Source organism: Alteriqipengyuania halimionae, from assembly GCF_009827575.1.
Lineage (GTDB): Bacteria > Pseudomonadota > Alphaproteobacteria > Sphingomonadales > Sphingomonadaceae > Alteriqipengyuania_A > Alteriqipengyuania_A halimionae.
The window spans coordinates 1,984,165-2,005,173 of sequence record NZ_WTYR01000001.1 but is presented as its reverse complement, the minus strand read 5'-3'; the positions used below and the strand labels follow the sequence as shown (position 1 = coordinate 2,005,173).

General features: G+C 63.2%; 28 protein-coding genes. 22 read left to right on the top strand and 6 right to left on the bottom strand.

Annotated features, from left to right (window positions below):
* Positions 1-5: 5 nt before the first annotated feature.
* Genes GRI68_RS09720 through GRI68_RS09680 form a run of 9 tightly spaced genes read left to right on the top strand, consistent with a single transcriptional unit; the run spans position 6 to position 5,707 of the window.
* Positions 6-524: a chemotaxis protein CheW gene (locus GRI68_RS09720; RefSeq protein WP_160617936.1), complete on the top strand. Its 519-nt coding sequence runs from the start codon at positions 6-8 to the stop codon at positions 522-524.
* On the top strand, positions 524-1,405 hold the full coding sequence (locus GRI68_RS09715) for a CheR family methyltransferase (RefSeq protein WP_160617059.1): 882 nt from the start codon (positions 524-526) through the stop codon (positions 1,403-1,405). The genes GRI68_RS09720 and GRI68_RS09715 overlap by 1 nt, the downstream gene beginning before the upstream one ends.
* Entirely contained in the window at positions 1,405-2,430 is a 1,026-nt protein-coding gene (locus tag GRI68_RS09710; protein ID WP_160617058.1) for a protein-glutamate methylesterase/protein-glutamine glutaminase, read from the top strand. The genes GRI68_RS09715 and GRI68_RS09710 overlap by 1 nt, the downstream gene beginning before the upstream one ends.
* Positions 2,431-2,441: 11 nt before the next feature.
* Positions 2,442-2,831: a response regulator gene (locus GRI68_RS09705; protein WP_199799744.1), complete on the top strand. Its 390-nt coding sequence runs from the start codon at positions 2,442-2,444 to the stop codon at positions 2,829-2,831.
* 4 nt (positions 2,832-2,835) lie between these two features.
* Positions 2,836-3,351, top strand: coding sequence for a chemotaxis protein CheD (locus GRI68_RS09700; protein ID WP_160617057.1), 516 nt, complete (start codon positions 2,836-2,838; stop codon positions 3,349-3,351).
* 42 nt (positions 3,352-3,393) lie between these two features.
* Entirely contained in the window at positions 3,394-3,684 is a 291-nt protein-coding gene (locus GRI68_RS09695) for a hypothetical protein (protein WP_160617056.1), read from the top strand.
* Between the two features lie 2 nt (positions 3,685-3,686).
* Entirely contained in the window at positions 3,687-4,532 is an 846-nt protein-coding gene (locus GRI68_RS09690) for a flagellar motor protein MotB (protein ID WP_160617055.1), read from the top strand.
* Between the two features lie 13 nt (positions 4,533-4,545).
* Positions 4,546-4,992, top strand: coding sequence for a hypothetical protein (locus GRI68_RS09685; protein WP_160617054.1), 447 nt, complete (start codon positions 4,546-4,548; stop codon positions 4,990-4,992).
* A gap of 1 nt (position 4,993) precedes the next feature.
* Complete coding sequence (locus GRI68_RS09680) at positions 4,994-5,707, top strand: PilZ domain-containing protein (RefSeq protein ID WP_160617053.1); 714 nt, start codon at positions 4,994-4,996, stop codon at positions 5,705-5,707.
* 11 nt (positions 5,708-5,718) lie between these two features.
* Here GRI68_RS09680 and fliP read toward each other — a convergent pair whose 3' ends face one another.
* From fliP to GRI68_RS09665, 3 genes are read right to left on the bottom strand one after another with little or no spacing between them, the layout of a single operon-like run.
* Positions 5,719-6,456 carry a flagellar type III secretion system pore protein FliP gene (gene fliP, locus GRI68_RS09675; RefSeq protein WP_160617052.1) on the bottom strand — a complete coding sequence of 246 codons (738 nt, stop codon included), beginning with the start codon at positions 6,454-6,456 and terminating at the stop codon, positions 5,719-5,721.
* A gap of 1 nt (position 6,457) precedes the next feature.
* Positions 6,458-6,874 carry a flagellar biosynthetic protein FliO gene (locus GRI68_RS09670; protein ID WP_160617051.1) on the bottom strand — a complete coding sequence of 139 codons (417 nt, stop codon included), beginning with the start codon at positions 6,872-6,874 and terminating at the stop codon, positions 6,458-6,460.
* Positions 6,875-6,876: 2 nt separating this feature from the next.
* Positions 6,877-7,110, bottom strand: a complete 234-nt coding sequence (locus GRI68_RS09665) for a FliM/FliN family flagellar motor switch protein (RefSeq protein ID WP_160617050.1) — start codon at positions 7,108-7,110, stop codon at positions 6,877-6,879.
* Positions 7,111-7,232: 122 nt separating this feature from the next.
* Here GRI68_RS09665 and flgC point away from each other — a divergent pair, with 122 nt between their 5' ends.
* From flgC to flhB, 5 genes are read left to right on the top strand one after another with little or no spacing between them, the layout of a single operon-like run.
* Positions 7,233-7,640 carry a flagellar basal body rod protein FlgC gene (gene flgC / locus GRI68_RS09660; protein ID WP_160617049.1) on the top strand — a complete coding sequence of 136 codons (408 nt, stop codon included), beginning with the start codon at positions 7,233-7,235 and terminating at the stop codon, positions 7,638-7,640.
* A gap of 10 nt (positions 7,641-7,650) precedes the next feature.
* Positions 7,651-7,977, top strand: coding sequence for a flagellar hook-basal body complex protein FliE (locus tag GRI68_RS09655; RefSeq protein WP_160617048.1), 327 nt, complete (start codon positions 7,651-7,653; stop codon positions 7,975-7,977).
* A 20-nt stretch (positions 7,978-7,997) separates the two neighbouring features.
* Positions 7,998-8,261 (top strand): flagellar biosynthetic protein FliQ, encoded by a 264-nt coding sequence (locus tag GRI68_RS09650; protein ID WP_160617047.1) that lies wholly within the window; start codon positions 7,998-8,000, stop codon positions 8,259-8,261.
* Between the two features lie 4 nt (positions 8,262-8,265).
* A complete protein-coding gene (fliR, locus tag GRI68_RS09645; protein ID WP_160617046.1) occupies positions 8,266-9,015 on the top strand; it encodes a flagellar biosynthetic protein FliR in 750 nt (249 codons plus the stop codon).
* A 3-nt stretch (positions 9,016-9,018) separates the two neighbouring features.
* Entirely contained in the window at positions 9,019-10,083 is a 1,065-nt protein-coding gene (gene flhB, locus GRI68_RS09640) for a flagellar biosynthesis protein FlhB (protein ID WP_160617045.1), read from the top strand.
* Positions 10,084-10,121: 38 nt separating this feature from the next.
* On the opposite strand, the gene GRI68_RS09635 is transcribed toward flhB, so the two are convergent.
* On the bottom strand, positions 10,122-10,535 hold the full coding sequence (locus GRI68_RS09635; protein ID WP_160617044.1) for a flagellar assembly protein FliX: 414 nt from the start codon (positions 10,533-10,535) through the stop codon (positions 10,122-10,124).
* A gap of 83 nt (positions 10,536-10,618) precedes the next feature.
* Between GRI68_RS09635 and GRI68_RS09630 the strand changes: the two genes are divergently transcribed.
* The 3 genes from GRI68_RS09630 to GRI68_RS09620 are packed head-to-tail and all read left to right on the top strand — an operon-like array spanning position 10,619 to position 12,458.
* Positions 10,619-11,725, top strand: a complete 1,107-nt coding sequence (locus tag GRI68_RS09630) for a flagellar basal body P-ring protein FlgI (RefSeq protein ID WP_407643345.1) — start codon at positions 10,619-10,621, stop codon at positions 11,723-11,725.
* Positions 11,722-12,039: a rod-binding protein gene (locus tag GRI68_RS09625; RefSeq protein ID WP_160617043.1), complete on the top strand. Its 318-nt coding sequence runs from the start codon at positions 11,722-11,724 to the stop codon at positions 12,037-12,039. The genes GRI68_RS09630 and GRI68_RS09625 overlap by 4 nt, the downstream gene beginning before the upstream one ends.
* Positions 12,036-12,458: a hypothetical protein gene (locus tag GRI68_RS09620; protein WP_160617042.1), complete on the top strand. Its 423-nt coding sequence runs from the start codon at positions 12,036-12,038 to the stop codon at positions 12,456-12,458. Before GRI68_RS09625 ends, GRI68_RS09620 begins: the two co-directional genes overlap by 4 nt.
* A gap of 72 nt (positions 12,459-12,530) precedes the next feature.
* On the opposite strand, the gene GRI68_RS09615 is transcribed toward GRI68_RS09620, so the two are convergent.
* On the bottom strand, positions 12,531-12,950 hold the full coding sequence (locus tag GRI68_RS09615) for a flagellar basal body rod protein FlgB (RefSeq protein WP_234028769.1): 420 nt from the start codon (positions 12,948-12,950) through the stop codon (positions 12,531-12,533).
* A 22-nt stretch (positions 12,951-12,972) separates the two neighbouring features.
* The gene (locus GRI68_RS09610) at positions 12,973-15,714 is read right to left on the bottom strand and encodes a WD40 repeat domain-containing protein (RefSeq protein ID WP_325063793.1); all 2,742 of its coding nucleotides are present in this window, start codon (positions 15,712-15,714) and stop codon (positions 12,973-12,975) included.
* A gap of 103 nt (positions 15,715-15,817) precedes the next feature.
* Between GRI68_RS09610 and GRI68_RS09605 the strand changes: the two genes are divergently transcribed.
* The 5 genes from GRI68_RS09605 to GRI68_RS09585 all read left to right on the top strand — a co-directional run bounded on the left by GRI68_RS09605 (position 15,818) and on the right by GRI68_RS09585 (position 21,009).
* Positions 15,818-16,852 (top strand): flagellar motor switch protein FliG, encoded by a 1,035-nt coding sequence (locus GRI68_RS09605; RefSeq protein WP_160617041.1) that lies wholly within the window; start codon positions 15,818-15,820, stop codon positions 16,850-16,852.
* A gap of 4 nt (positions 16,853-16,856) precedes the next feature.
* Positions 16,857-17,543, top strand: a complete 687-nt coding sequence (locus GRI68_RS09600; RefSeq protein ID WP_160617040.1) for a FliH/SctL family protein — start codon at positions 16,857-16,859, stop codon at positions 17,541-17,543.
* A gap of 111 nt (positions 17,544-17,654) precedes the next feature.
* Complete coding sequence (gene fliF / locus GRI68_RS09595; RefSeq protein ID WP_234028767.1) at positions 17,655-19,277, top strand: flagellar basal-body MS-ring/collar protein FliF; 1,623 nt, start codon at positions 17,655-17,657, stop codon at positions 19,275-19,277.
* A gap of 11 nt (positions 19,278-19,288) precedes the next feature.
* Positions 19,289-19,669 (top strand): flagellar motor switch protein FliN, encoded by a 381-nt coding sequence (fliN, locus tag GRI68_RS09590; RefSeq protein WP_160617039.1) that lies wholly within the window; start codon positions 19,289-19,291, stop codon positions 19,667-19,669.
* Positions 19,669-21,009, top strand: coding sequence for a sigma-54-dependent transcriptional regulator (locus GRI68_RS09585; RefSeq protein WP_234028766.1), 1,341 nt, complete (start codon positions 19,669-19,671; stop codon positions 21,007-21,009). The genes fliN and GRI68_RS09585 overlap by 1 nt, the downstream gene beginning before the upstream one ends.

Below are 21,009 nucleotides of genomic sequence, written 5' to 3'. Positions count from 1 at the left end.
GCACGATGGCGGCCACGGCCGCAGCGGCGACCGAGACGGAGCATGTCGACGATACCGAGCGCAAGATCGTCACCTTCCTGCTCGGCAAGCAGACCTTCGGCATCGACATGTCGGCGCTGATCGAGATCCGCGAGTGGGAAGATCCCACCCCGCTGCCCAGCGTGCCGCCGTACATCAAGGGTGTCACCAACCTGCGCGGCCATGTCGTGCCGGTGGTCGGCCTCGCCGAGCGCCTCGGCTGGGAGCCCAGCGTGCTGCATGCCCGCTCGTGCATCCTGGTGGTCAACATCGAAGGCAAGCATGCCGGCTTCCTGGTCGACGAAGTGGCGGACATCGTGTCCGTCGCGGACAGCGCCATCCAGCCTGCTCCCGAGGTCGAAGTGACAGAAACCAGCGTGATCCGCGGTCTCGTGGAAATCGGCCAGCGCAGCAAGGAAAGCTCCGACCAGAAGGACCTGATCATGGTCTCGCTCCTCGACCTCGAAAAGCTCAGCCCCACCCGTCACATGGACCTGGTCGCCTGATGACGCTCGCGGCCTCCCACCCTGCTGGCAATCCATCGGCAGTTATGCCCGAAGAAGTGCGGCTGGATCAGCGCGATTTCGCGAAGGTCGCCGCCATCGTGGACCGCGAGGCGCGCATTGCGCTTCAGCCCACGAAGGCGACCCTCGTCTTTTCGCGCCTTAGCCGCCGACTGCGCGAGCACGGCCTGAGCTCGTTCCGCGATTACCTCACCCTGGTCGAGGCCGATGCCGTGGAACGCGCGGCGATGGTCGAGGCGCTGACCACGAACCACACGCACTTCTTCCGTGAGAGCCATCACTTCGACCACTTCCGCGAGAGCGTGCTGGGCGAGCTGCAGGAACGCGTTCGCGCCGGGCATTCCGTCCGGCTGTGGTCGGCCGGGTGTTCGAGTGGCGAGGAAGTCTATTCGCTGATCATGTGCATGTTCGGCACCTCGCGGTCCAAAGCACGCTGGGCGGTGGACGGCGACGTCAAGGTGCTCGCCACCGATCTGTCGGCGCGCGTCGTGGCGGCAGCGCGGAACGCGGTCTATTCCGAAGCGACCGTGAAGCCGATTCCGGACGCCTACCGGCGCCAGTGGCTGCGTGAAGAAGGCGCCGACTTCGCGGTCGTCGACGATGCACGCCGGATGGTCACCGCGCGCGAGCTGAACCTGTTCGGCGAGTGGCCGATGCGCCAGCAATACGACGTCATCTTCTGCCGCAACGTCATGATCTATTTCGACGATGCCGCGACCTCGGAACTGATTTCCCGGTTCTCGCGGCTCCTGCGCCCCGGCGGGTACCTGTACATCGGCCACTCGGAACGCCTGATCGGGCCCGGGGCCGAGGGTCTCGTCCCGTGCGGGCAGACGATCTACCGCAAGGAAGGGTCTCAGTGATGACCTCCCCGGTCCGAACACTGGTAGTGGACGACAGCGCCACGATGCGCTCGATGCTGACGGCCGCGCTCAACGCCGATCCCGGCATCAAGGTCGTCGGCGTTGCGCCCGAACCGCATACCGCGCGCCAGATGATGCGCGAGCTCGACCCCGATGTGGTCACGCTCGACGTCGAGATGCCCGGCATGGACGGGCTCTCCTTCCTCGAGAAGATCATGCGCCTGCGGCCCACGCCCGTGGTCATGTGCTCCTCGCTCACGACCCGCGCGGCCGAGGTCACGATCGAGGCGCTGCGCCTCGGCGCGGTCGACTTCGTCGCAAAGCCGACCGGGGTAGACGATGACATGGCCCGGGTGACTGCCGAACTGTGTGCTAAGGTCAAGGCAGCAGCACGCTCCAATATTCGGCAACGCCGCGGCGCGACGCCACCCGGTCCGGTATCCGCTGGCGGGGGCGCTTTCCCCGAAGATCGCGTGATCGCAATGGGTTCTTCCACTGGTGGTGTCGATGCGCTGTTCTCGATCCTGCCAAGACTGCCAAAGGACGCGCCGCCGGTGCTGGTGGTTCAGCACATGCCACCGACCTTCTCGAGCAATCTGGCACGGCAGCTGGACGAAACGTGCGCGATGAAAGTGGTCGAAGCGCATGATTGCGCGCCGCTCGCGCACGGAACCGTCTATATTGCTCCGGGAGGGGCGCACCACATGGTCCTTTCCGGCAAAATGGTTCGTCTGATCGATGGGCAACGGGTGTCGGGTCACCATCCGTCCGTGGATATGCTGTTCCGGTCGGTGGCACCTCTCGGCCGCAAGGCGGTCGGCGTCATCCTGACGGGAATGGGCGAGGACGGCGCGGCCGGCTTGCTGGCTATGCGCAAACAGGGTGCCCGCACCCTCGGCCAGGATGAAGAGTCCTGTGTCGTTTACGGGATGCCGCGCGCCGCCAACGAGCTGGGCGCAGTCGAACGAGAATTAAGTCTGTCTGCGATGCCGATGGCCATCATCGGCGCCTGCCGCAGCAAGTAAGGGGAACCATTATGCCGGCAGCATCCGCAATCAAGGTAATGGTGGTCGACGATCAGACCAGCATGCGCGCGATGATCCGTCGCACGCTTCAGGATTTGGGCTTTCGGGACGTGCGTGACAAGGCGGACGCCGCCGAAGCGCTCGACGATGTGCGCGTCAATCGCGTCCACCTTATCATCTCCGATTACAACATGCCCGACATGGACGGGCTCCAGTTTCTCCAGGAAGTCCGAAAGGATGCGGTGATCGGCAAGACCGTCTTCATCATGCTGACCGCCTCGGCGGAAAAGGAGATCGTGCAGAAGGCCGCCGAAATGGGCGTCAACAACTACGTCGTGAAGCCCTTCACCCCTGCAGCCCTCAAGGAAAAGATCGAACGCGTCTTCGGGGCCCTGACCTGACGCTATGCGCCGCGTCTCGATCATCCAAGGCCAATATCGGGTTCTTGCCGAGCCCGGCGTCATGCTGACCACCGTGCTGGGATCGTGTGTGGCCGTATGCCTGCACGACCATGTGGCGCGCATTGGCGGGATGAACCACTTCCTGCTCGGAGAGCCCAGCGCCAGCCAGAATGTAAGACCCGACGAAATGCAGCGCTACGGTGTGCATGCGATGGAACTGCTCATTAACGGTATGATGCGGGCAGGTGCTGTGCGCGAACGGCTATGTGGCCACCTTTACGGCGGTGCCAACATCATTGCAGGGCTCGGTTCGATCGGTAGCAGCAACGCCGCGTTTGCCCGCCAGTTTATGGAGACAGAAGGCCTGCAGGTCAGGCGTTGCGATCTGGGCGGGAACCGCGCGCGCAAAGTCGAATTCCTGCCGTTCGATGGCAAGGTGCGATCGGTCACCGTCAATGACCCACCGCCAGTATTAGAACGCCCGCAACCGATCCCGACCAACGATGTCGAGTTGTTCTGAGCGTCTTCGCCAGAACACCCGTCTGTCTTCCTATGGTGAACTATGGACATTCTCGAAAAACAAACTGCTGAGCTCTGTCGGGCCATCGCGGATGAAATTCGCCAGGTAAGCCTGTTGGTGGAGGAACTCGCCAAGGTGCTCGTGGACGACGAGGAGGTCGCGCTCAAGCACATCCACCGCCTGCAGGCGTTCGATCTGGTCATCCAGCGCGCCGGCGAAAGCGCGCGGGTTCTCGATCACCTGGCCGCCGGCGTGCATACGCATCAGGCTATCGATGCCGTCTGCCTCGAAGCGTTGCAGGATCGTCTGCGCGCGGCAACCCAGCTGAACTGACTATGCCGACCAAGGTCTCCGAACGGCCCATCGTCATCCGGCGGGTGAAGAAGATCGCGGACGGCGGCCATCACGGCGGAGCGTGGAAGGTCGCCTATGCGGACTTCGTAACGGCGATGATGGCGTTTTTCATGCTGCTGTGGCTGACCGCCAATCCCGACAAGGAAATGCTCAAGGGGCTGGCCGAGTACTTTTCGCCCGCGGCTGAAGGTGCGATCGGGCCGGGCAGCGACGGACCTGCTGCGGGCGCCGGCAATAGCCGCGCGTCGCAGTCGAGCCGGCAACAGCCATCCGGAACGCCGGCCATGGAAGCAGCGACCGCGGGCGCCGCCAGAGGGGGGACCGCGAACGTGCCCGATGCTTCGCTTCGCGTGCTGGCACAGGAACTGCGCCTCGCGATCGACAGCGGATCAGACAGCCGCGACGCTGACAACGTGCAGTTTGAAGAAGATGCCGATTCTCTGACCATCAGCCTGATGGACACAGCCAGGCGACCGATGTTCGGGGGGGGATCGGGCGAGCCCAATGCCTACGCTACCAACTTGCTATCGCGTATCGCGCGAAAGGTGGCCGGAACCGGGGTCAGCATTGCGCTGGAAGGGCATACCGACGCAGGCGGCGGGCTCAGCGAAGCGAATTGGAGGCTGTCTGGCAACCGGTCGCAGGCTGCCCGCAGGATTATGCAGGCCGCCGGCCTCTCGTCCGATCGCATCACACAGGTCTCCGCGATGGCGAGCACACGCCCCGTGTATCCCGACCAACCACTCCGGCCCGAGAATCGTCGTATCGCGATCATCATCAAGGCCGAAGGCTCCGCTTTGCCGCCTGACACCAGTTTTCAATTCTAGCGAGAGAGGGCCGATGCCGAATATAAAAAAGATGATCATGCCGGTCGTCCTGCTGGCAAGCGGTGCGGGGACCGGCGTCGGCGCAGCCTATGCTGCAGCCGCGATCCTTGGTCCCATCGGGGGCGAGAATAGTTCGAGGTCGAAGGGCACCACGCTCGTCGAAGTCAACGATGTGATGGCCCCGCTGGTGCTGCCCGACGGGCAACGCCTCGCAGGCTATGTATCGTTCGAGCTCGCGCTTCAGGTGCCGGAAGATCAGGCGGAAGACGTTGCTGCGCGTCTCCCGCTGCTGCGACACGAGATCAACATGCGGACCTATCGCAAGCCGATGGCGAGCGGACCCGATGGGACTTTGCCCACACTCGAGGTTTTCCGGGCAATCGTCCAGGAATCGGCGGACGCCGCGTTCGAAAAGGGCACCGTGAGCGCCGTCGCCATAGCCAGTGCAAGGCCCGCCTGACATGAAACTCACTCCGATCAAGTTAACCTCGCAGACCCAGCCTGCCGGTCTGTCCTTCGACCCGAACGCCAATGGTGGACGATCCGAGATAGCGCGCGTCGATCGCATGGTGACCTTGTTGATGCTCGGTCGCCTGGGGCGACGGGGCAGTGATACGATCTGCCGCATTCGCAACGTGTCGTCGGGGGGAATGGGCATCGAAACGATTTCTCCGCTCGAGAAGGGCGAGAGAATCGCGATCGAGGCGCGGAGCGGCGTATGCCTGGAAGGACACGTCGCGTGGACGAACGATCTTTCTGCGGGAATCGCTTTCGCCGGGCAAGTCGATCAAGAGATCCTTCTCTCCGCGCCTGTCGGTCCTTCGGGCGCTAGGCTGATCGCGCGAAGCCCGCGCTTCGCGGCCAGCGCTTCTGCACGCCTCGATATCGATGGTTGTCCGACCGAGGTGCATCTCGTCAATATCTCGCTCGGAGGCTGCCGGGTGGCGGCCGACTTTTCCATTCCGCGTCACGCGGAGGTCTTCCTCACTTTGCCAGGCATGGCGCCGCTTGCTTGCAGCAGTCGATCGAGCACGGACAACAATGTCGGACTGGTTTTCGCCAACAAGATCCAGTTTGCGAGTTTCGCGCAATGGCTTGAAAGCCCCGAGCTCCGATTTGGTGTCGCTCCGGCCTCTGGCATCGGAGCGCCCGACATATCGGCGAGTCTCGGCTGAACGAATGCCGTTCAGCCGCTGCCGAAGCTTCTGACCAGCGACCCCGCGACCAGCGCCCAGCCATCCACCAGCACAAAGAACACGATCTTCATCGGCAGCGAGATCGTGGGCGGGGGCAGCATCATCATACCCATCGCCATCAGTACGGCAGAAACCGCGAGGTCGATGATGAGGAACGGCAAAAGCAACAGGAAACCGATCTCGAAACCTCGCCGCAGTTCGGAAACCATGAATGCCGGCACCAGTGTCGCCATCGAGAGCTCCGCGCGGCTTAGCGCAGGCTCCCCCGACAGCTCGACGAACAGTTCGAGATCGCTTTCGTTCACCTGGCTGAGCATGAACTGTCGGAACGGCGCTGCGGTGCGCGTGAACGCATCTTCCTCGCTGATCTCTCCCTGTGTGTACGGCGTGACGCCGTCTTCCCAGGCTTTCTCGAAGGTCGGTGCCATGACGAAAAAAGACAGGAACAGCGCGAGACTGATGATCACCGGATTTGGCGGAACGCCCGGCGCCCCGATCCCCGTGCGCAGCAGCGACAGCGCTACGACGATGCGGGTGAAAGAGGTAACCGTCATCAGGATGCCGGGCGCAAGGCTCAGCACCGTCAGCATCAACACCAGCTGGATCACGCTTCCCGACATCGATCCGCCGCTGCCGAGATCGATCGTGGCGCTTTGTGCGAGAGCATCCTCCGGTACGAGCATTGTGGCCGCGGCGATTGCGGCGCGCAGGAGATAGCGAAGAGTCATGTCAGCGATCTCTCTTCGGAGGTCGGGATCCACCGCGTGGGCACGCACACTTGGCACCCGTCAGCTTGCGATCGAGAAGCGCGGTGAATGAGTCCGGAAGGGGCGGGATGTCTCGCCGGTCGCTTGTCTTCTGGCGGGCGCGCGCGTCCGGTGCGGGGCATGACAGCGTCTCCACCACGGTCTGGCCTTCCGGTGAGATGATCAGGAGGTGTTCGCGATCGTCGCGACGGATCAGGATCGCCGAGCGGCGCTGATCGATGCCCAGACGCTCGACCAGCTCCAGCCGCCGTTCGGATTGGCGAGCGACCGCGCCGGGAAGACGAATCTCGAACCGGCGAACGATCCATAGCGCTCCTGCAAGGAGGCCGATCAAGAGCGCCAGTGCTCCGAAGGTGCGAAGGAGAATGAGGCTGTCCATCCCTAGCGAGCCCGTTTCACCAGATCGGTGATCTCGAGCAGCATCTTTTCGTCGTCGACGAGAATCTGGCCCTTCGCGATTAGCTGACCGTTGATGAAGATCAGCGTGGGATCGTCCTCGTCGCAATCGAGCGGGATCGTGGCGCCGCGCGACAGTTTGAGAATCTGCTTGATAGGCAGCGTCGTCGATCCGAGCGCGATGGTGCATTCGACCGGAACGTCATTGAGTGCGGACATCGAGGGTTCCTCCTAGCCTGCATTCTAGGAACAAAAGTTCGCCCACCTGACCGCGGCTAGGCAAAATTTTCCTATCAGTAATCTGACAGCGCCAGCTGGCGCACCACAATTAGGGCCAGATCATGTCTCTTGAGAATTCGATTGGAGTTTCCGCAGCGGGCCTTCGCGCCCAATCGCTTCGCATGCGCGTCATCGCCGAGAACCTGGCCAATGCCAGCTCCGTGGCCGATACGCCCGGCGGCGATCCCTACCGCCGCAAGGTGCCGACTTTCAAAGCCGCGCTGGACAGGAGCACTGGGACGACGACGGTCGAGGTCACCGGAATCCAGGCCGACCAGTCCGAGTTCACCCGGGTTCATCAGCCAGGTAACCCGGCAGCCGACGCCGACGGTTACGTGAAGATGCCAAACGTCAATTCGCTGGTCGAAAGCGCCGACATGAAGTCGGCCCAGCGATCCTACGAAGCCAATCTCAACGCAATCGAATCCGCGCGCAGCCTGACCATGCGCACGATCGATCTGCTGAAGTAAGGAGCGGAAGATGTCGATCAATGCATATGACGCAGCGTCTGCCTATGGCAGCGGCTTCTCCGGAATCCCTGCCTCGAAGGTCAAAGGCCCGGCTGACACCGGGACGGCAAATAGCGCGGAAGGCGGCTTCGGAGCCCTCGTGTCGGGCATGGTCACCGATACGGCAGACAAGCTGCAAGCGGCCGAGCAGGCGAGCATCCGCCAGGTCGCGGGCAAGGGGGACCTCATCGACGTTGTAACGGCCATCGGCGCTGCCGAAACCGCTCTCGATTCAGTGGTTGCGGTTCGCGATCGCGTGGTCGGCGCCTATAGCGAAATCATGCGGATGCAGATCTAGGCAGATCCGGGGCAGCACCCATGACGTCCACCGATGCCATCCAGATCGCCCACGCGGCATTGATCGTGATCCTGACGATCTGCGGCCCCATGCTGCTTACCTCGCTGGTGATCGGTGTGGCGATCGGTCTGTTCCAGGCGCTCACGCAGATTCAGGAAATGACGCTCACCTTCGTGCCCAAGCTGTTCGTGATGGGGTTCGTCCTGTTGCTTTGCCTGCCGATGATCGGCGACGCGATGGCGAACTTCATGACGCAGATATCCGACCGGATTGTGGCTGGTTGAGGTCATGGAGCAATTGCCTGGTCAGGTGGAAGGTTTTCTGCTGGTTTTTGCGCGCCTTGGGGCCGTGATGATGATGTTGCCCGTTTTTTCGGACACCGCGGTCCCCGTCCGCATCCGCCTGCTGGTCGCGCTGGGCATTTCGCTTGCATTGTTCGGTCTGCTCGGACCGCAGGTCCCCGCAACCGGCAGCACCATGGGCCTGGCAGGGCTGGCTGCGGGCGAAATCCTGACGGGGCTGGCATTGGGCGCGATCGTGCGGATCATGTTCCTCGCCATCACCATCGCCGGCTCGATCATCAGTCTGCAAACTGGCCTGACCTCGGCGGTTATGCCCGATGCGGCGCTCGGCGGACAGCTGCCGGTGATGGCCAAGCTGGTGAGCGTGGCAGCGGCGGTGGTGTGCTTTTCGCTCAGCATTCATCACATGTGGATCGCGGCGATGGTAAACAGCTATCTTGTTTTTCCGGTTGGCGGTTTGCCGCCCGCCGCCGATTTCGCCCAACTCGCCATTGCCACGACCACCCTATCGATGGATCTGGGCTTTTCGCTTGCGGCTCCGCTCGTTGTCTACGGGATCGTTTTCAACGTCGCGCTGGGCCTATCGGCACGGCTAGCGCCGACTATCCAGGTCTTCTTCATCGCCCAACCGCTCAACATCCTGCTCGGCCTCGCGCTGTTCGCCGCAATCCTCGGGGCGGTGCTGATGGGTTTTGCGACGGCTATGGCGGACTGGCTCCAGCAGGGGTGGGTCTGACCGATGTCGCAATCCGATTCCGGCGAGAAAACGCACGACCCAACCGACAAGAAGCTGGAGGACGCCCGCAAGAAGGGCGAAGTCGCCAGTGCGCCCGAAATGCGCCATGCGAGCATGTTCGTGGCTGCCGTCGTGGTGATGGGAGGGATGGGAGCGTGGACGGTTTCGCGCATGCTGACGATTTTCGTCGGCTTGTGGGGCGGAGCGGACGATCTCGATCTTGCAGGGAGCGGGTTGAGTTTTGCGGCCGTCGTGATGGGCCAGGCCGCGCTGGCGCTTGGGCCGCTGCTGGGGATGCTGCTGATCTTCGCCCTGCTGACGATGTTCCTGCAGGGCCGTCCGACCCTGGCGTGGTCGCGGCTGAAGCTGAAATGGAACAAACTCTCTCCGGCTTCGGGGATCAAGCGGTTGTTCGGCAAGCAGGGGCTGGTGGAGTTCGTCAAGACACTCGCGAAATTCGGACTGGTCACGGGCGTCGCCCTGATCGTGGTGTGGCCGCACGCGCGGGGAATCGAAACGCTAGTTGGCGTCCCTTCGCACGAGGTTGGCAAGCTCGCGGCAGACCTGGTGTTCAGGATGATCAAGGCCGCGACGATACTGGTCGCGGCACTTGCGCTTTTCGACTTCGTCTACCAGCGGCGTGCGTTCATCAAGAAGATGCGGATGTCGCTTCAGGAGATCAAGGACGAGCACAAGAACACCGAAGGCGACCCGCAAATCAAGGCCAAGGTCCGCGCGATCGGGATGGAACGCGCCAAGCGCCGGATGATGACCAAGGTGCCGCAGGCCAGCGTCATCATTACAAACCCGACCCATTATGCGGTTGCGCTGCAATACGATCATGGCGCGATGGCGGCGCCGGTTGTGGTGGCAAAGGGGGTCGACGCGGTCGCCCTGAAGATCCGCGAGATCGCGGCAGGGCACGACATCCCGATCATCGAGAAACCGCCGCTCGCGCGCGCGCTGCATGCCAGCGCCAAGCTCGATCAGCCGATCCCGGCCGAGCATTATCTCGCCGTCGCCGAAATCATAACCTATGTGATGAAGCTGGCCCGGGGCGGCCGCTAAAAACGGGCATCGCCTCGCTCGCAGCGACGCAACGGGCGCTAGACCTCGATATCGAACTTCGCCAGCTCGACCCGAACGCGCAATTCGATGTCGGCAACGATGCTGGCGAGGACCGGATCCGTCGGCTGTTCGAGCTGCGCAACCCACTCGGCAAGCTCTTCGAGCCGATCCGGCGTGGCACCGCCGGTCGCCAATTCCACCTGCAACGCCTCGAGTTCGTCGAGACCTTCGGCTCCTTGCTCGGCCATCTTCCGCCGTCGCTCCTTGTCGGGATCGTAGGCGGCGAGGGTTACCAGCATCTGGACCGAGCCCAGTGGCGGGGTTGGCTGTACGGGAGCTGGCGGTGCGCTCTCGCCGGCCGCAGCCTGTCCTTCCCCTGCGCCCAGCAGCGCGGGTTTGCGGGTGATCGCCGCAAGTATGGCCGGGGCTGGCAACAACGTGCCGATCCGCACGATAAACTCCTACAAGAGTGCGATTCTCCTACCTCTCTATTCTATAAGAAAAGGAAGCCATTGGGGTAATCAGGAGCGAGAATATGCGGATCGTGACAATGCTATGTGCCGCTTTGGCGCTGCTTTTCGCAGCGCCGGCACAGGCGCAGGCAGGTTCGCGGATCAAGGACATCGTCGATGTCGAGAACGTGCGCTCGAACCAGCTGGTGGGATACGGGCTCGTGGTCGGTCTGGCCGGGACGGGAGACCGCACCCGCAACGTTCCGTTCACCGAGGAATCGCTTCAGGCCATGCTCGAACGCATGGGCGTGAGCGTGCGCGATATGCAGTTGCGCACGAAGAACGTCGCCGCGGTGTCGGTCACGGCTACCTTGCCGCCCTTTGCCCGTGCGGGCTCCAAGATCGACGTGCAGGTCGCGGCCATGGGCGATGCGACCAGCCTGCAGGGCGGCACACTGCTAATATCCCCGCTTCGCGCCCTCGACGGCGAGATCTATGCAGTGGCGCAGGGGCCGCTTGCCGTATCGGGATTCAAGGCGCAGGGCGCCGGTGCCAGCATCAGTCGCGGGGTTTCGACGTCGGCGAGGATTGCGTCGGGCGCGATCGTCGAGCGCGAGGTCCCGTATGCGCTAGGCGCTGCCGATACGCTCAAGCTGGCGCTGAAAAACCCGGATTTCACGACCGCCAAGCGCATTGAGCAGGCAATCAACCAACGCTTTCCCGGCGCGGCGCGAATGCTCGACCCGGCGACGGTCGAATTGAGCGGAGGATCGGGCTTTCAGGGATCGCTGGTCGAACTTCTGCCGCAGATCGAAAATCTCGCCGTCGATGTCGACCAGCCTGCCCGGATCGTCGTCAACGAAGCGGCCGGAACGGTCGTGATGACGGCGGACGTGAAGATCAGCCCGGTCGCGATCGCTCAGGGCGGCCTGACGATCAGCGTCGCCGAGAGCCCCATTGTTTCGCAGCCGGCACCGTTTTCCGAAGGGGAGACGACCGTCGTGCCGCGCACCCGGATCGAGGTCGATGACGGCGGGGGCGCGTCGCTTGCGATGCTGGACCAGGGCACCTCGCTCCAGTCGCTTGTCAATGGTCTCAACCGTTTGGGCGTCTCCCCGCGGGATCTCATCACCATCCTCCATGCGCTCAAAAGCGCAGGCGCATTGCAGGCGGAGATCACGATCCAATGACGACGTCCTTCGGCCTGTCCGCACCCTTGCCCAACCAGCCGGACCTCCCTTCGACCGCATCGCTGCCGGGCCAATCGCGCAGCGATATCGCCGAAACAGCGGAGCAATTCGAGGCGGTCTTCCTAGGCGAGATGTCCAAGCTGATGCTCGAAAGCGTCGAGCTGGGCGACGAGTTCTCCGGTGGCCATGCCGAGCAGATATTCCGTGGGCTCATGGCAGAGAAGCTGGGCGGAGAAATTGCCCGTCGCGGCGGCATTGGGCTCGCTCCGACGGTGATGGAACAGATGATCAGAATGCAGGAGGGTATGCAATGATTGCTACGATACTCGATATAGCCGGTTCGCTTGCGTCGATGATGAGCGAGGAGACCGTGTCGCTCGACGAACGTGGCGGCTATGTCGATCATGCAGAGATGGTCGGCGCGAAGCGTCGCCTGGTGGCGCAGATGGAAGCCGAGATTGCGCGGCTCAACCGTGAGGCCCCGAGCTGGTTGCAAGATCTGGACGAAGAGCAGGACGCGGCCTTGTCCGAGGCGATGGCCACACTGCGCGACGCGGCGGCGTCCAACGCTACCGTGGTGAAGCGCCATCTGGAGCTTTCCAGCGACCTTATCGACGCGGTGGCTTCGGAAGCGAAGCGGCTGACCGGCAATGCCGGGTGCAGCTATCGCGACACGGGTACGATGATGCTTCGCGGCGGCACTAGCCCGATCTCGGTCAACACCAGCCTCTGAGGCGAGGTGAGAAAAAGGGGGGGCGATTGCATTGCGCGATCGCCCCCCTTTCATATCGCCGATGTGCGAGGACTAGCCGTTGCCGCGCCCTGTTGCGCTTTTGAGCAGTTGCATCTGTTTGCGATAGAGGTTGGTGAGCGCCGTGAATTCCGATTGCACGGCACTGAGCTTCAGAACTTGTTCTTCCAGCGTGACGTTGTTGCCGTCGGGCTTTGTCTCGACGGTATTCTCGTCCAGCACGATGGCGCTCGAGGTCTGTGGCCGGGCGCCGAGTGCGCGCATTTCGGAACTGACCTGGACGGTCGGCCGCGCAACGCGCCTCGCGCCGCCTGCATCCACCATTCCCGCAAAGCTCGGCGCTTCCACTTCGCGCGCCTTGTAACCCGGCGTGTCGCCGTTGGCGATGTTCTGCGCGATCACCTGCTGGCGATCGGAAAGATGCCGCATGGCAAGACCGATGCCGCGCATCAGGACTGGAGTCGTATCACTCATATAAAGTTCCCTGCTCGGAGTTTCAGAAGAAGCCGCCGGAATTGAATCCTGCGGTCAGGCTGCTGATGCGCGCGAGCGCATCCTGATAGTTTGCGATCTGCGCCAGTTGGCGAGGGGACGCGCCGCCGGTGCCGGCAGCGCCGCCATTGACGATCGACGCTTTCCCCGTGTCCCAATAGAGCGAGCGATAGGCGGTCTGCGTCATCGAGATGGCGCTCTTGACCCGGCCCAAAGCTAGCGCGGCACCCTCGCGCGTCGAGATTTCGAGCGCATGCGTGAGGTCCAACCCGTAGCTTCCGCCCGGTACGACCTTCGGCGCACTTTTGTCGAAGGGCGGCGGCGCGACCAGCCGGGCGGCGGGCAGGCCCAGCTTGGACAGTGCATCGCGTCCCTCGCCGCCGCCGATCAGCTCGATCGTGTGCCCGGACTTCGCTGCAATGCTCAGCGTGCGCCCGTCATCGCCCGAAGGCGAGGTGATGGTCGCCTTCGTACCGGTGATCCGGCTCACCTTCTCAGACAGGGTGGCGAGCGTTTCGTCGGCATCGATGATGATCCGCCGGGCCACCCCGTCGTTCACCTTGATGGCGAACTGGTCGCCCGCGCGCAGGCTGGTCTGTGCGGTCAGCAGGGAGGAATCGGTATCGTCCAGTCGCCCGCGCTTCAACCCAAGTGCGCCGAGCACGGTGGAACCGCCTGTCGCCGCCGCAATGCGCACTGGCTCGGTGTTGCGGGTGGCAAGGCCGAACTGCTGGATATCGGCGATGGCTCCGGTGCCGGCATCGATCCGGGCGACGAAGCCATCGGACGTTCCGCGGCGCGTGCCCGAAAGATCCCCGGACGTCCGACCACCGGCGTAGATATTGCCGTTCATGAAAGTGATGCTGTCCACCCGGTCGTCCGCTCCGGTCGCGATGTAGCTGACGTCGCTGCTGGTGAGATCGGCGCTGACCCGCGCGACGAAACCGTCGCGTCCGCCGCCCGTGGCATTGACCTGATTGCCGTCGACCGCGCTGGAGGCCGATCCGCCGATCCCGATGGTCCCATCCGAAGCAACCGCCAGCGCGCGGGCATCTACCTGGCCCAGTTCGATCGAGCCGAGATCGTTGACCAGCGAGGCGCTGTCGATCCGTCGCAGGGTGCCCACGCCGCCTTCACTGGTGAGCGCCAGCAGTTCGCCATTGCTCCCGATGGCAAGCGCGTTGACCGTGTCGCTGCCGCCGCTGTCGATCCGGCGGCGTTCGCGCAAACTGCCGTCGGCATCGAGCCGAGCGATGAAGGCGTCACCGCCTCCGGTTGCGCCGCGACCGCCGACGAAGATCGAACCGTCCGCGGAGACGGCGAGGGCGTTGGCCGTGTCTTTCCCGACGGCGCGGATTAATGTCGAGGAAAGTTCCGCACCTTCGGCATCGAAGCGCGCGACGAGCATGTCGCCATCGGTATTGGCGCCATCGAAGCTGCCTTCGACGGTGCCGGCAACAACCACGTGCCCGTCGGGACCTAGGGCGACGGCTGCGCCGCTGGCAGATCCGCTCGCGCCGAGAGCGCGTTGCCAGACTACCTTACCCTCGCTGTCGAGCTTGGTCAGGAACAGGTCTTGCGAACCTGCCACCCGATTGGCGTCGAGGTCGCCCGCGGTGGTGCCGACGACGAAGCTGGAGCCGTCTGCTGCGGTGACGACAGATTGCGCGGAGGTGGTTGCGAAGCGCTCGAGCGAGGGTTTTTCGACACCTTCGATCGGCGCATATTTCGGCGCATTCAGTTCGGCGCGTTCGGTCGCGAGCCGGTCCAGGCCGGCAATCTGCGACAAGGTCGATCGCTCGGCTGTCCCGGCCGGATCGGATATGCGCATGACCTGCGTCGATGCCGGACTGTCCGGATCGGTCAGCCCGGTCACCACCATCAGCGCATCGGGCGCATCGACCTGATCGATCGACACTTCTTCCAGCCCCGGGTTCTCGATCTTAAAGCCCCAGCTGCCGGTGCTTTTGTCGGGCAGGAAGCGGACTAGCCAGCGGGGCACGGGATTGCCGTTCTCGTCGAGATTGACGCTGCCGTCGGGGCCGCGCAGCGGTACGGCGGCGATGGCGTCGTTGATCGAACTCGAGATGGAATCGAGCGTCGGCGGCTGCGGCCCTCCGGACAGATCAACGCTGATTGTGTCGCTTGCATCGCCGCGCTTGATCGTGATTGCGAAACGTTCGGTCCCCGACAGCTTCAGCAGCGGAGCATCGCGCGCTTCGGCCACGCCCTTGCCGGCGATAGTGCCGACAGTGCTTTCCGGTTTGATCGCGACAGAACGTACGGTGCTACTGGGCTGGTCGAAAGCCAGCGACAGCTTGTCGCGCGGCGAGGATGCCACGAAGGTCTCGAGATCCTGAAGCCCCTCGGCGAATACACCTTGAAGTGTTTCTCGCACGGAGGCGGTTGGCCCGGAAACCGCGGCTTCGGCCAAGGCACGCAGCCGGTCGAGAGCGCGGTAAGTGGTGAAGGCGGATGACACATCGTCGGGCAATTTGCGGCTGGTGATGGGCCCTGCATCGACGATAGAGGACAGCCGCCGGATGGCCGAGACCTGCGAAGACAGCGAACCTGCTTGCCCCGCCTGTTTCCAAGGCGGCGTGGTGTCGGGCGTGGTGAAGGCCGCCTTGGCCCGACGGACTGCGAGGGTCTCGAAAGCCGGTGTACCGCCCGAGAACAGCGAGAAGCTGTTTGTCCCGCTCAGCAGGCTGAGCCCTGCAAGGCTGCTGTTTAAATTGAGTGTCACCTTCTTGCTGCTTCCGTCCATCCGGCTGGTCTTGCCTCTATAATAGGACGAGCGCCGCCATCATGCGGTAGGGCGCAGGGATTTCTTTAGTGGGGAAACTGAAATGACGATCGCCGCCCATCTTGCGGAACCACCCGAGCTCAAGAAGTACTCGGGCCCGCAACGTGCTGCCGCGTTGATGCTTGCGCTGGGCGAGACATATGGAACGCCGATCTGGGAGCAGTTGAGCACCGACGAAATCAAGGATCTTTCTTCCGGAATCGCGCAGCTTGGACGCTTGCCCGCAGTCGCAGTCGAACACCTGCTGGTGCAGTTCAGCAGCGAAGTTTCGAGCATGGCGTCATTGCATGGCTCCTTCGAATCGGCGGAGCGTTTGCTCAGTGGAGTCATGGGCGTAGACAAGGTCAGGGAGATCATGGAGGACATCCGCGGTCCGTCTGGCCGGACGATGTGGGACAAGCTTTCAAATGTGAACGAGACGGTGCTCGCGGCTTATCTTCGCAATGAATATCCGCAGACCGTGTCGGTGATCCTCACCAAGTTGCGACCGGAACATGCTGCCCGGGTGCTCGCAGAATTGCCCGGCGACTTCGCGACCGATGTCATCCAGCGAATGCTGCGGATGGAGCAGGTGCAAAAGGAAATCGTCGTCGAGATCGAGCAGACGCTCAAGAACGAGTTCATGTCCAACCTGGCGCGTTCTCGAAAGCGCGATCCGCACGAGATGATGGCCGAGATGTTCAACGCGCTCGATCGGTCCGCCGAAGAAAGGATGCTCAGCGCGCTCGAGGAGTGCAACGTGGAATCGGCCGAGCGCATCCGCGCGCTGATGTTCACGTTCGAGGATCTGGGGAATCTTTTGCCCGCCTCCGTGGCAACTGTCGTCAAGAATGCCGACAAGCGTGAAATGGCGCTGGCGCTGAAGGGCGCGCCGGAAGAAATACGACGATTGTTCCTGGGCGCGATGACCGAGCGCGCTGCCAAGCTCCTGAGAGAAGATATGAGCGCGATGGGGCCGGTGCGGGCGCGCGAGTGCGACGAAGCGCAGACCGCCCTCGTTCGCCTGGCCAAAACGCTCGCGGATCGCGGAGAGATCATTCTGGTCGATCCCAAGTCTGACGAATCGATGATTTACTGATCCCATGACCATGCAAGACGATCTTCAGGTTCGCCCCTTCGACTTCGACCGCACATTCTCCTTTCCGCCGCGCGAGTCGGCAAGGCAATATCGGCGAAAGACGGATGCGGCCGAACTGGCGCGCGAGGCGGAGGCCTTGCGCGGCCAGATCGCCCGACTGCAACAGAACCACGAGGAAGAGCTGGCCCGAACCCGCACCGAAGCATTCGAAGCCGGGTGCAACCATGCGCATGAAGAGCGCGAGGAGGCGATCCTCTCGGCCGTCGATGCTGTCCAGGCATCGCTGGACGAGTTTTCCGAGCGATATGGCGAATTGCGCGCGCAGGCAGAGGCCGATGCCGTCGAGGTAGCATTGGTCGCGGCGGAAACCCTTGCCGGTCGTGCGATCGCCGAGGAGCCCGGCGGCGCCGTCGACGAGGCGATCGGGCGCGCACTGTCGCAAGTCGCACGGGGCCAGGAAATCGAAGTGAGGGTTCATCCCGAACTGGTCGAGGAGATCGAGGCTCGGATCGCCCAACGCCAGAGCGAGGATCGTCGACGTCTGGCGCTTATCGTGTCCGCCGATGCCGGTCTCGCACCCGGCGACGCCGTGTTGAAATGGGATCGTGGCGGCGTGAACGTCGACGCACAGAGCCGACGCCAGGCAGTGCTCGACGAGCTTGCTCCGCTGATGGCGCAGACGGCGGATTGAACGCTCCAGCGCATCCCGCTCGGCAGCGATATACGCACCCGGCAAAAATTTCCCACCGGCAGAAAATGCCGACCCTCCGGCCTCCTATAATGATCTCGAAAGCCGGCAATAATGCCGACGGTATCGGACGGGGTCACCTTGGAAGCACTGCGCAACTTTGCCGGACAACTCGGACCACGCCGGGTGCTGCTGATGGGAGGCGTCGCCTTTGCCCTGCTGGCGACGTTGGCGGCTGTCGCTATGAGCAGCGGCTCGTCCGACGAGATGGGCTATCTCTATACCGATCTCGATCCGACATCCGCCCAGACGATCACCGAAAAGCTGCGCGCGCAGAATGTACCGTTCTCGCTCTCGGGCGACGGCACCGCGATACTCGCGCCCGAGGATCGCCTCCCCGAACTGCGGATGAGCATGGCGGGCGAACAGCTGGGCGGTGCGATCGGCTATGAAGTGCTCGATACGCAACAAGCCTTCGGTGTTTCGTCCTCGCGCGAAAAGCTGAACGAGACGCGCGCGATCGAAGGCGAACTGGGGCGCTCGATCGCCAGCTTGCAGTCGATCGTGAATGCGCGCGTGCATATCGTCATGCCGGAGCGTGCCCTGTTCGCTCCAGAAGCACGCAAGGCCAGCGCCTCCGTAACAGTCAAGACACGCGGCAAGCTGTCGTCCGGCAATGTCGAGGCTATTCGCTATCTGGTGGCCGCCGCCGTGCCCGAACTCGCTCCGGAAGCGATTTCGATCGTCGATCAGACCGGCGCGCTGTTGGCACGGGCGGGCGAGACTGGGGAGGCAGGCGCCACCCAGGCCGACGAACGCCAGATTGCCACCGAAGCGCGCATCCGCAGCCAGATCGAAGCCCTGGTCGAACCGATCGTTGGCGTGGGCAAGGTGCGGGCGGAGGTGTCCGCCGAAATCGATCGCGACCACACGCGCGAGGAGGCCGAGGTCTTCGACCCGGATACACAGGTCATCGCGCGCCAGATCTCGGTCGAATCGGGCGACCAGAACCGCGAGAATGCAGGGGCAGACCAGGGTGTCACGGTCGGCGCGCAGCTGCCCGAAGGCAACGACATCATGGGGGGCGGGGGCGAGACCCGTGAAAGCGCCCGCAACGAGACCTCTGAAGACGTCACTTTCCAGAACAGCAGCCGTCGCACGCTGACCACGCGCTCGCCCGGCAAAGTTTCGCGCCTGACGGTGGCGGTCATGGTCGATGGTGGTGAGCAGGGCCTCCCCGACGAACAGGTTCAGCGCCTCACAAGGCTCGTGGAAAATGCCGTCGGCTTCAATGCCGAACGCGGCGACAGCGTGATCGTCGAAAGCATGGCCTTCGCGCAGCCCGATGAGCTTGCCGAAATTGACGAGGGGCTGTTTTCCGACCTTCCGTTCGGCTCGATTTTCGATTTCATCAAGTTGCTCGTGATTGGCGCTGTGGGCCTGATCGTCCTGCGCATGCTCCGGCCCAAATCGGAGCTGGTCGCCGGTGAACTGCCGGCTCCCAAACGAGACACCATCGAACTGACGCCCGAGCCCCATGAGGGAGAGGCGCCGAATGCCGAACGATCGGAAAACGATGGGCCCCCCTCACTTGGCGGTCCAAAGCTGGATGACGAGATCGCGCTCGCCCAAGTGGAGGGCAACATCAAGGCCTCCGCGCTGAAGAAGATCGGCGACGCCATCAATAGCAGTCCCAGTGAATCCGCCGCTGTCGTCCGCCAATGGCTCAGTGCTTAAAGGAGAGTTCCATGACCGAAGTGGGAAATGATGTTGCCGAGGCCCAGATCGAGCAGAATAGCGAGGCTTTCGTGGATCTTCCTTCGCTTGGCGAGACCGCACCGTCCGACGCGCGCGAGGGTTTGAGCATCAATGAAGACCATGGCCATGAGCTAGGACTCGACGCCGTTCACGATGTGCCGGTCAAGATGCAGGTTGTTCTCGGACGAGCCCGGATGACGGTCGCCGAATTGATGCAGGTCGCGCCGGGGCGTGTCGTCGAGCTCGATCGCAAGGTCGGCGAGCCAGTCGACATATTCGTGAGCAATCGTCTGATCGCCCGCGGCGAGGTCGTCCTCATCGAACGGGCACTGGGCGTGACGCTCACCGAGATCGTGCACGAAGAAGACTGATGACCGAATCGCTCTCCACCCCGGTGCGTATGACCCTGGTCGGCGCGCAGCATTCGATCTTTCGCCAGGCCGCGCAAATGGCGCGCGAGACGGGCGCTCTGGTCACCATGGCGGATGACGAGAAGGCCGCGCTGGAATCGCTTCGTCGCGCGGGCGGTGATCTGGTCATGATCGACGTGTCGCTGGACGTGCCAGGTTTCATTTCCGCGCTACGCGCCGAACGCATTGCGGTGCCGACCATCGCCTGCGGGATCGATGCGACCGCCGAACGGGCCGTAGCCGCAGTGCGGGGCGGCGCGCGCGACTACCTGCCGCTGCCTCCGGACCGGGATCTGATCGCCGCCGCGATACTGTCCGTCGCCCGTCCCTCGCGAGACATGATCGGTGCGAGTGAGGCGATGCGGCAGGTGACCGATTTCGCCAAGTCGATGGCCGCAACAGCCGCACCGATACTGATCCGCGGAGAGCCGGGTACGGGCAAGGAAGTCATGGCCCGGATGATCCACGCATGCTCCGGGCGTACGGGGCATTTTGTTACCGTCGAATGTCATGGCGTTGCGACGGCAATCCTTGAATCAGAGCTGTTCGGCCACGAGCCGGGAGACTTCCCCGGGGCAATTGCGCGACGTGTAGGCAGGATGGACGAGGCGGGAGGCGGCACGATTTTCCTGCGCGGTGTAGAGGCGCTTTCCCCGCCGCTGCAGGCTCGATTGCTCGATTTGATACAGGGCCAGACCGCTGAGAACGGGCTCCCGGCAACACTGCATCAAGGCGCGCGCCTGATCACCAGTTCCACGTCAAATCTGCATAGTCTCGTCGAGCAAGGCCGCTTTCGCGCCGACCTGTTGGCGCGTCTGGATCTTGCTGAAATCAGGCTGCCGTCGCTGCGGGAAAGGGGACAAGACATCTTGACCCTCGCCCATCATTTCGCCGCGCAATTCGCCACCCTTTACGGCACGCGCGAGCCCGATTTTGACGATGCGGCCGGCAGTGTTCTCGAGACCTATGTTTGGCCTGGAAATGTGAGCGAACTCGAGACGACCATTCATCGCGCGATCTTGCTTGCGCAATCACCCGTCATCGGCACCGACGCGCTGGTAAAGGTCGACGGCACCCCGCTGGAGCTATCTCCGGAAGACCAGGAAGATAGTATGCAGGTCGAGCCGCTGATCGGTCACACCGTCGCGGAAGTCGAGCGCGAACTGATCCTCCATACGCTTGAACGGTGCGGCGGAAATCGCACCTCGGCGTCCTCGATCCTGGGCATTTCAGTGCGCACCATGCGCAACAAACTGAAGAGCTTCGTCCAGGCGGGCATCAGCGTCGCTCCGTGCAAATAA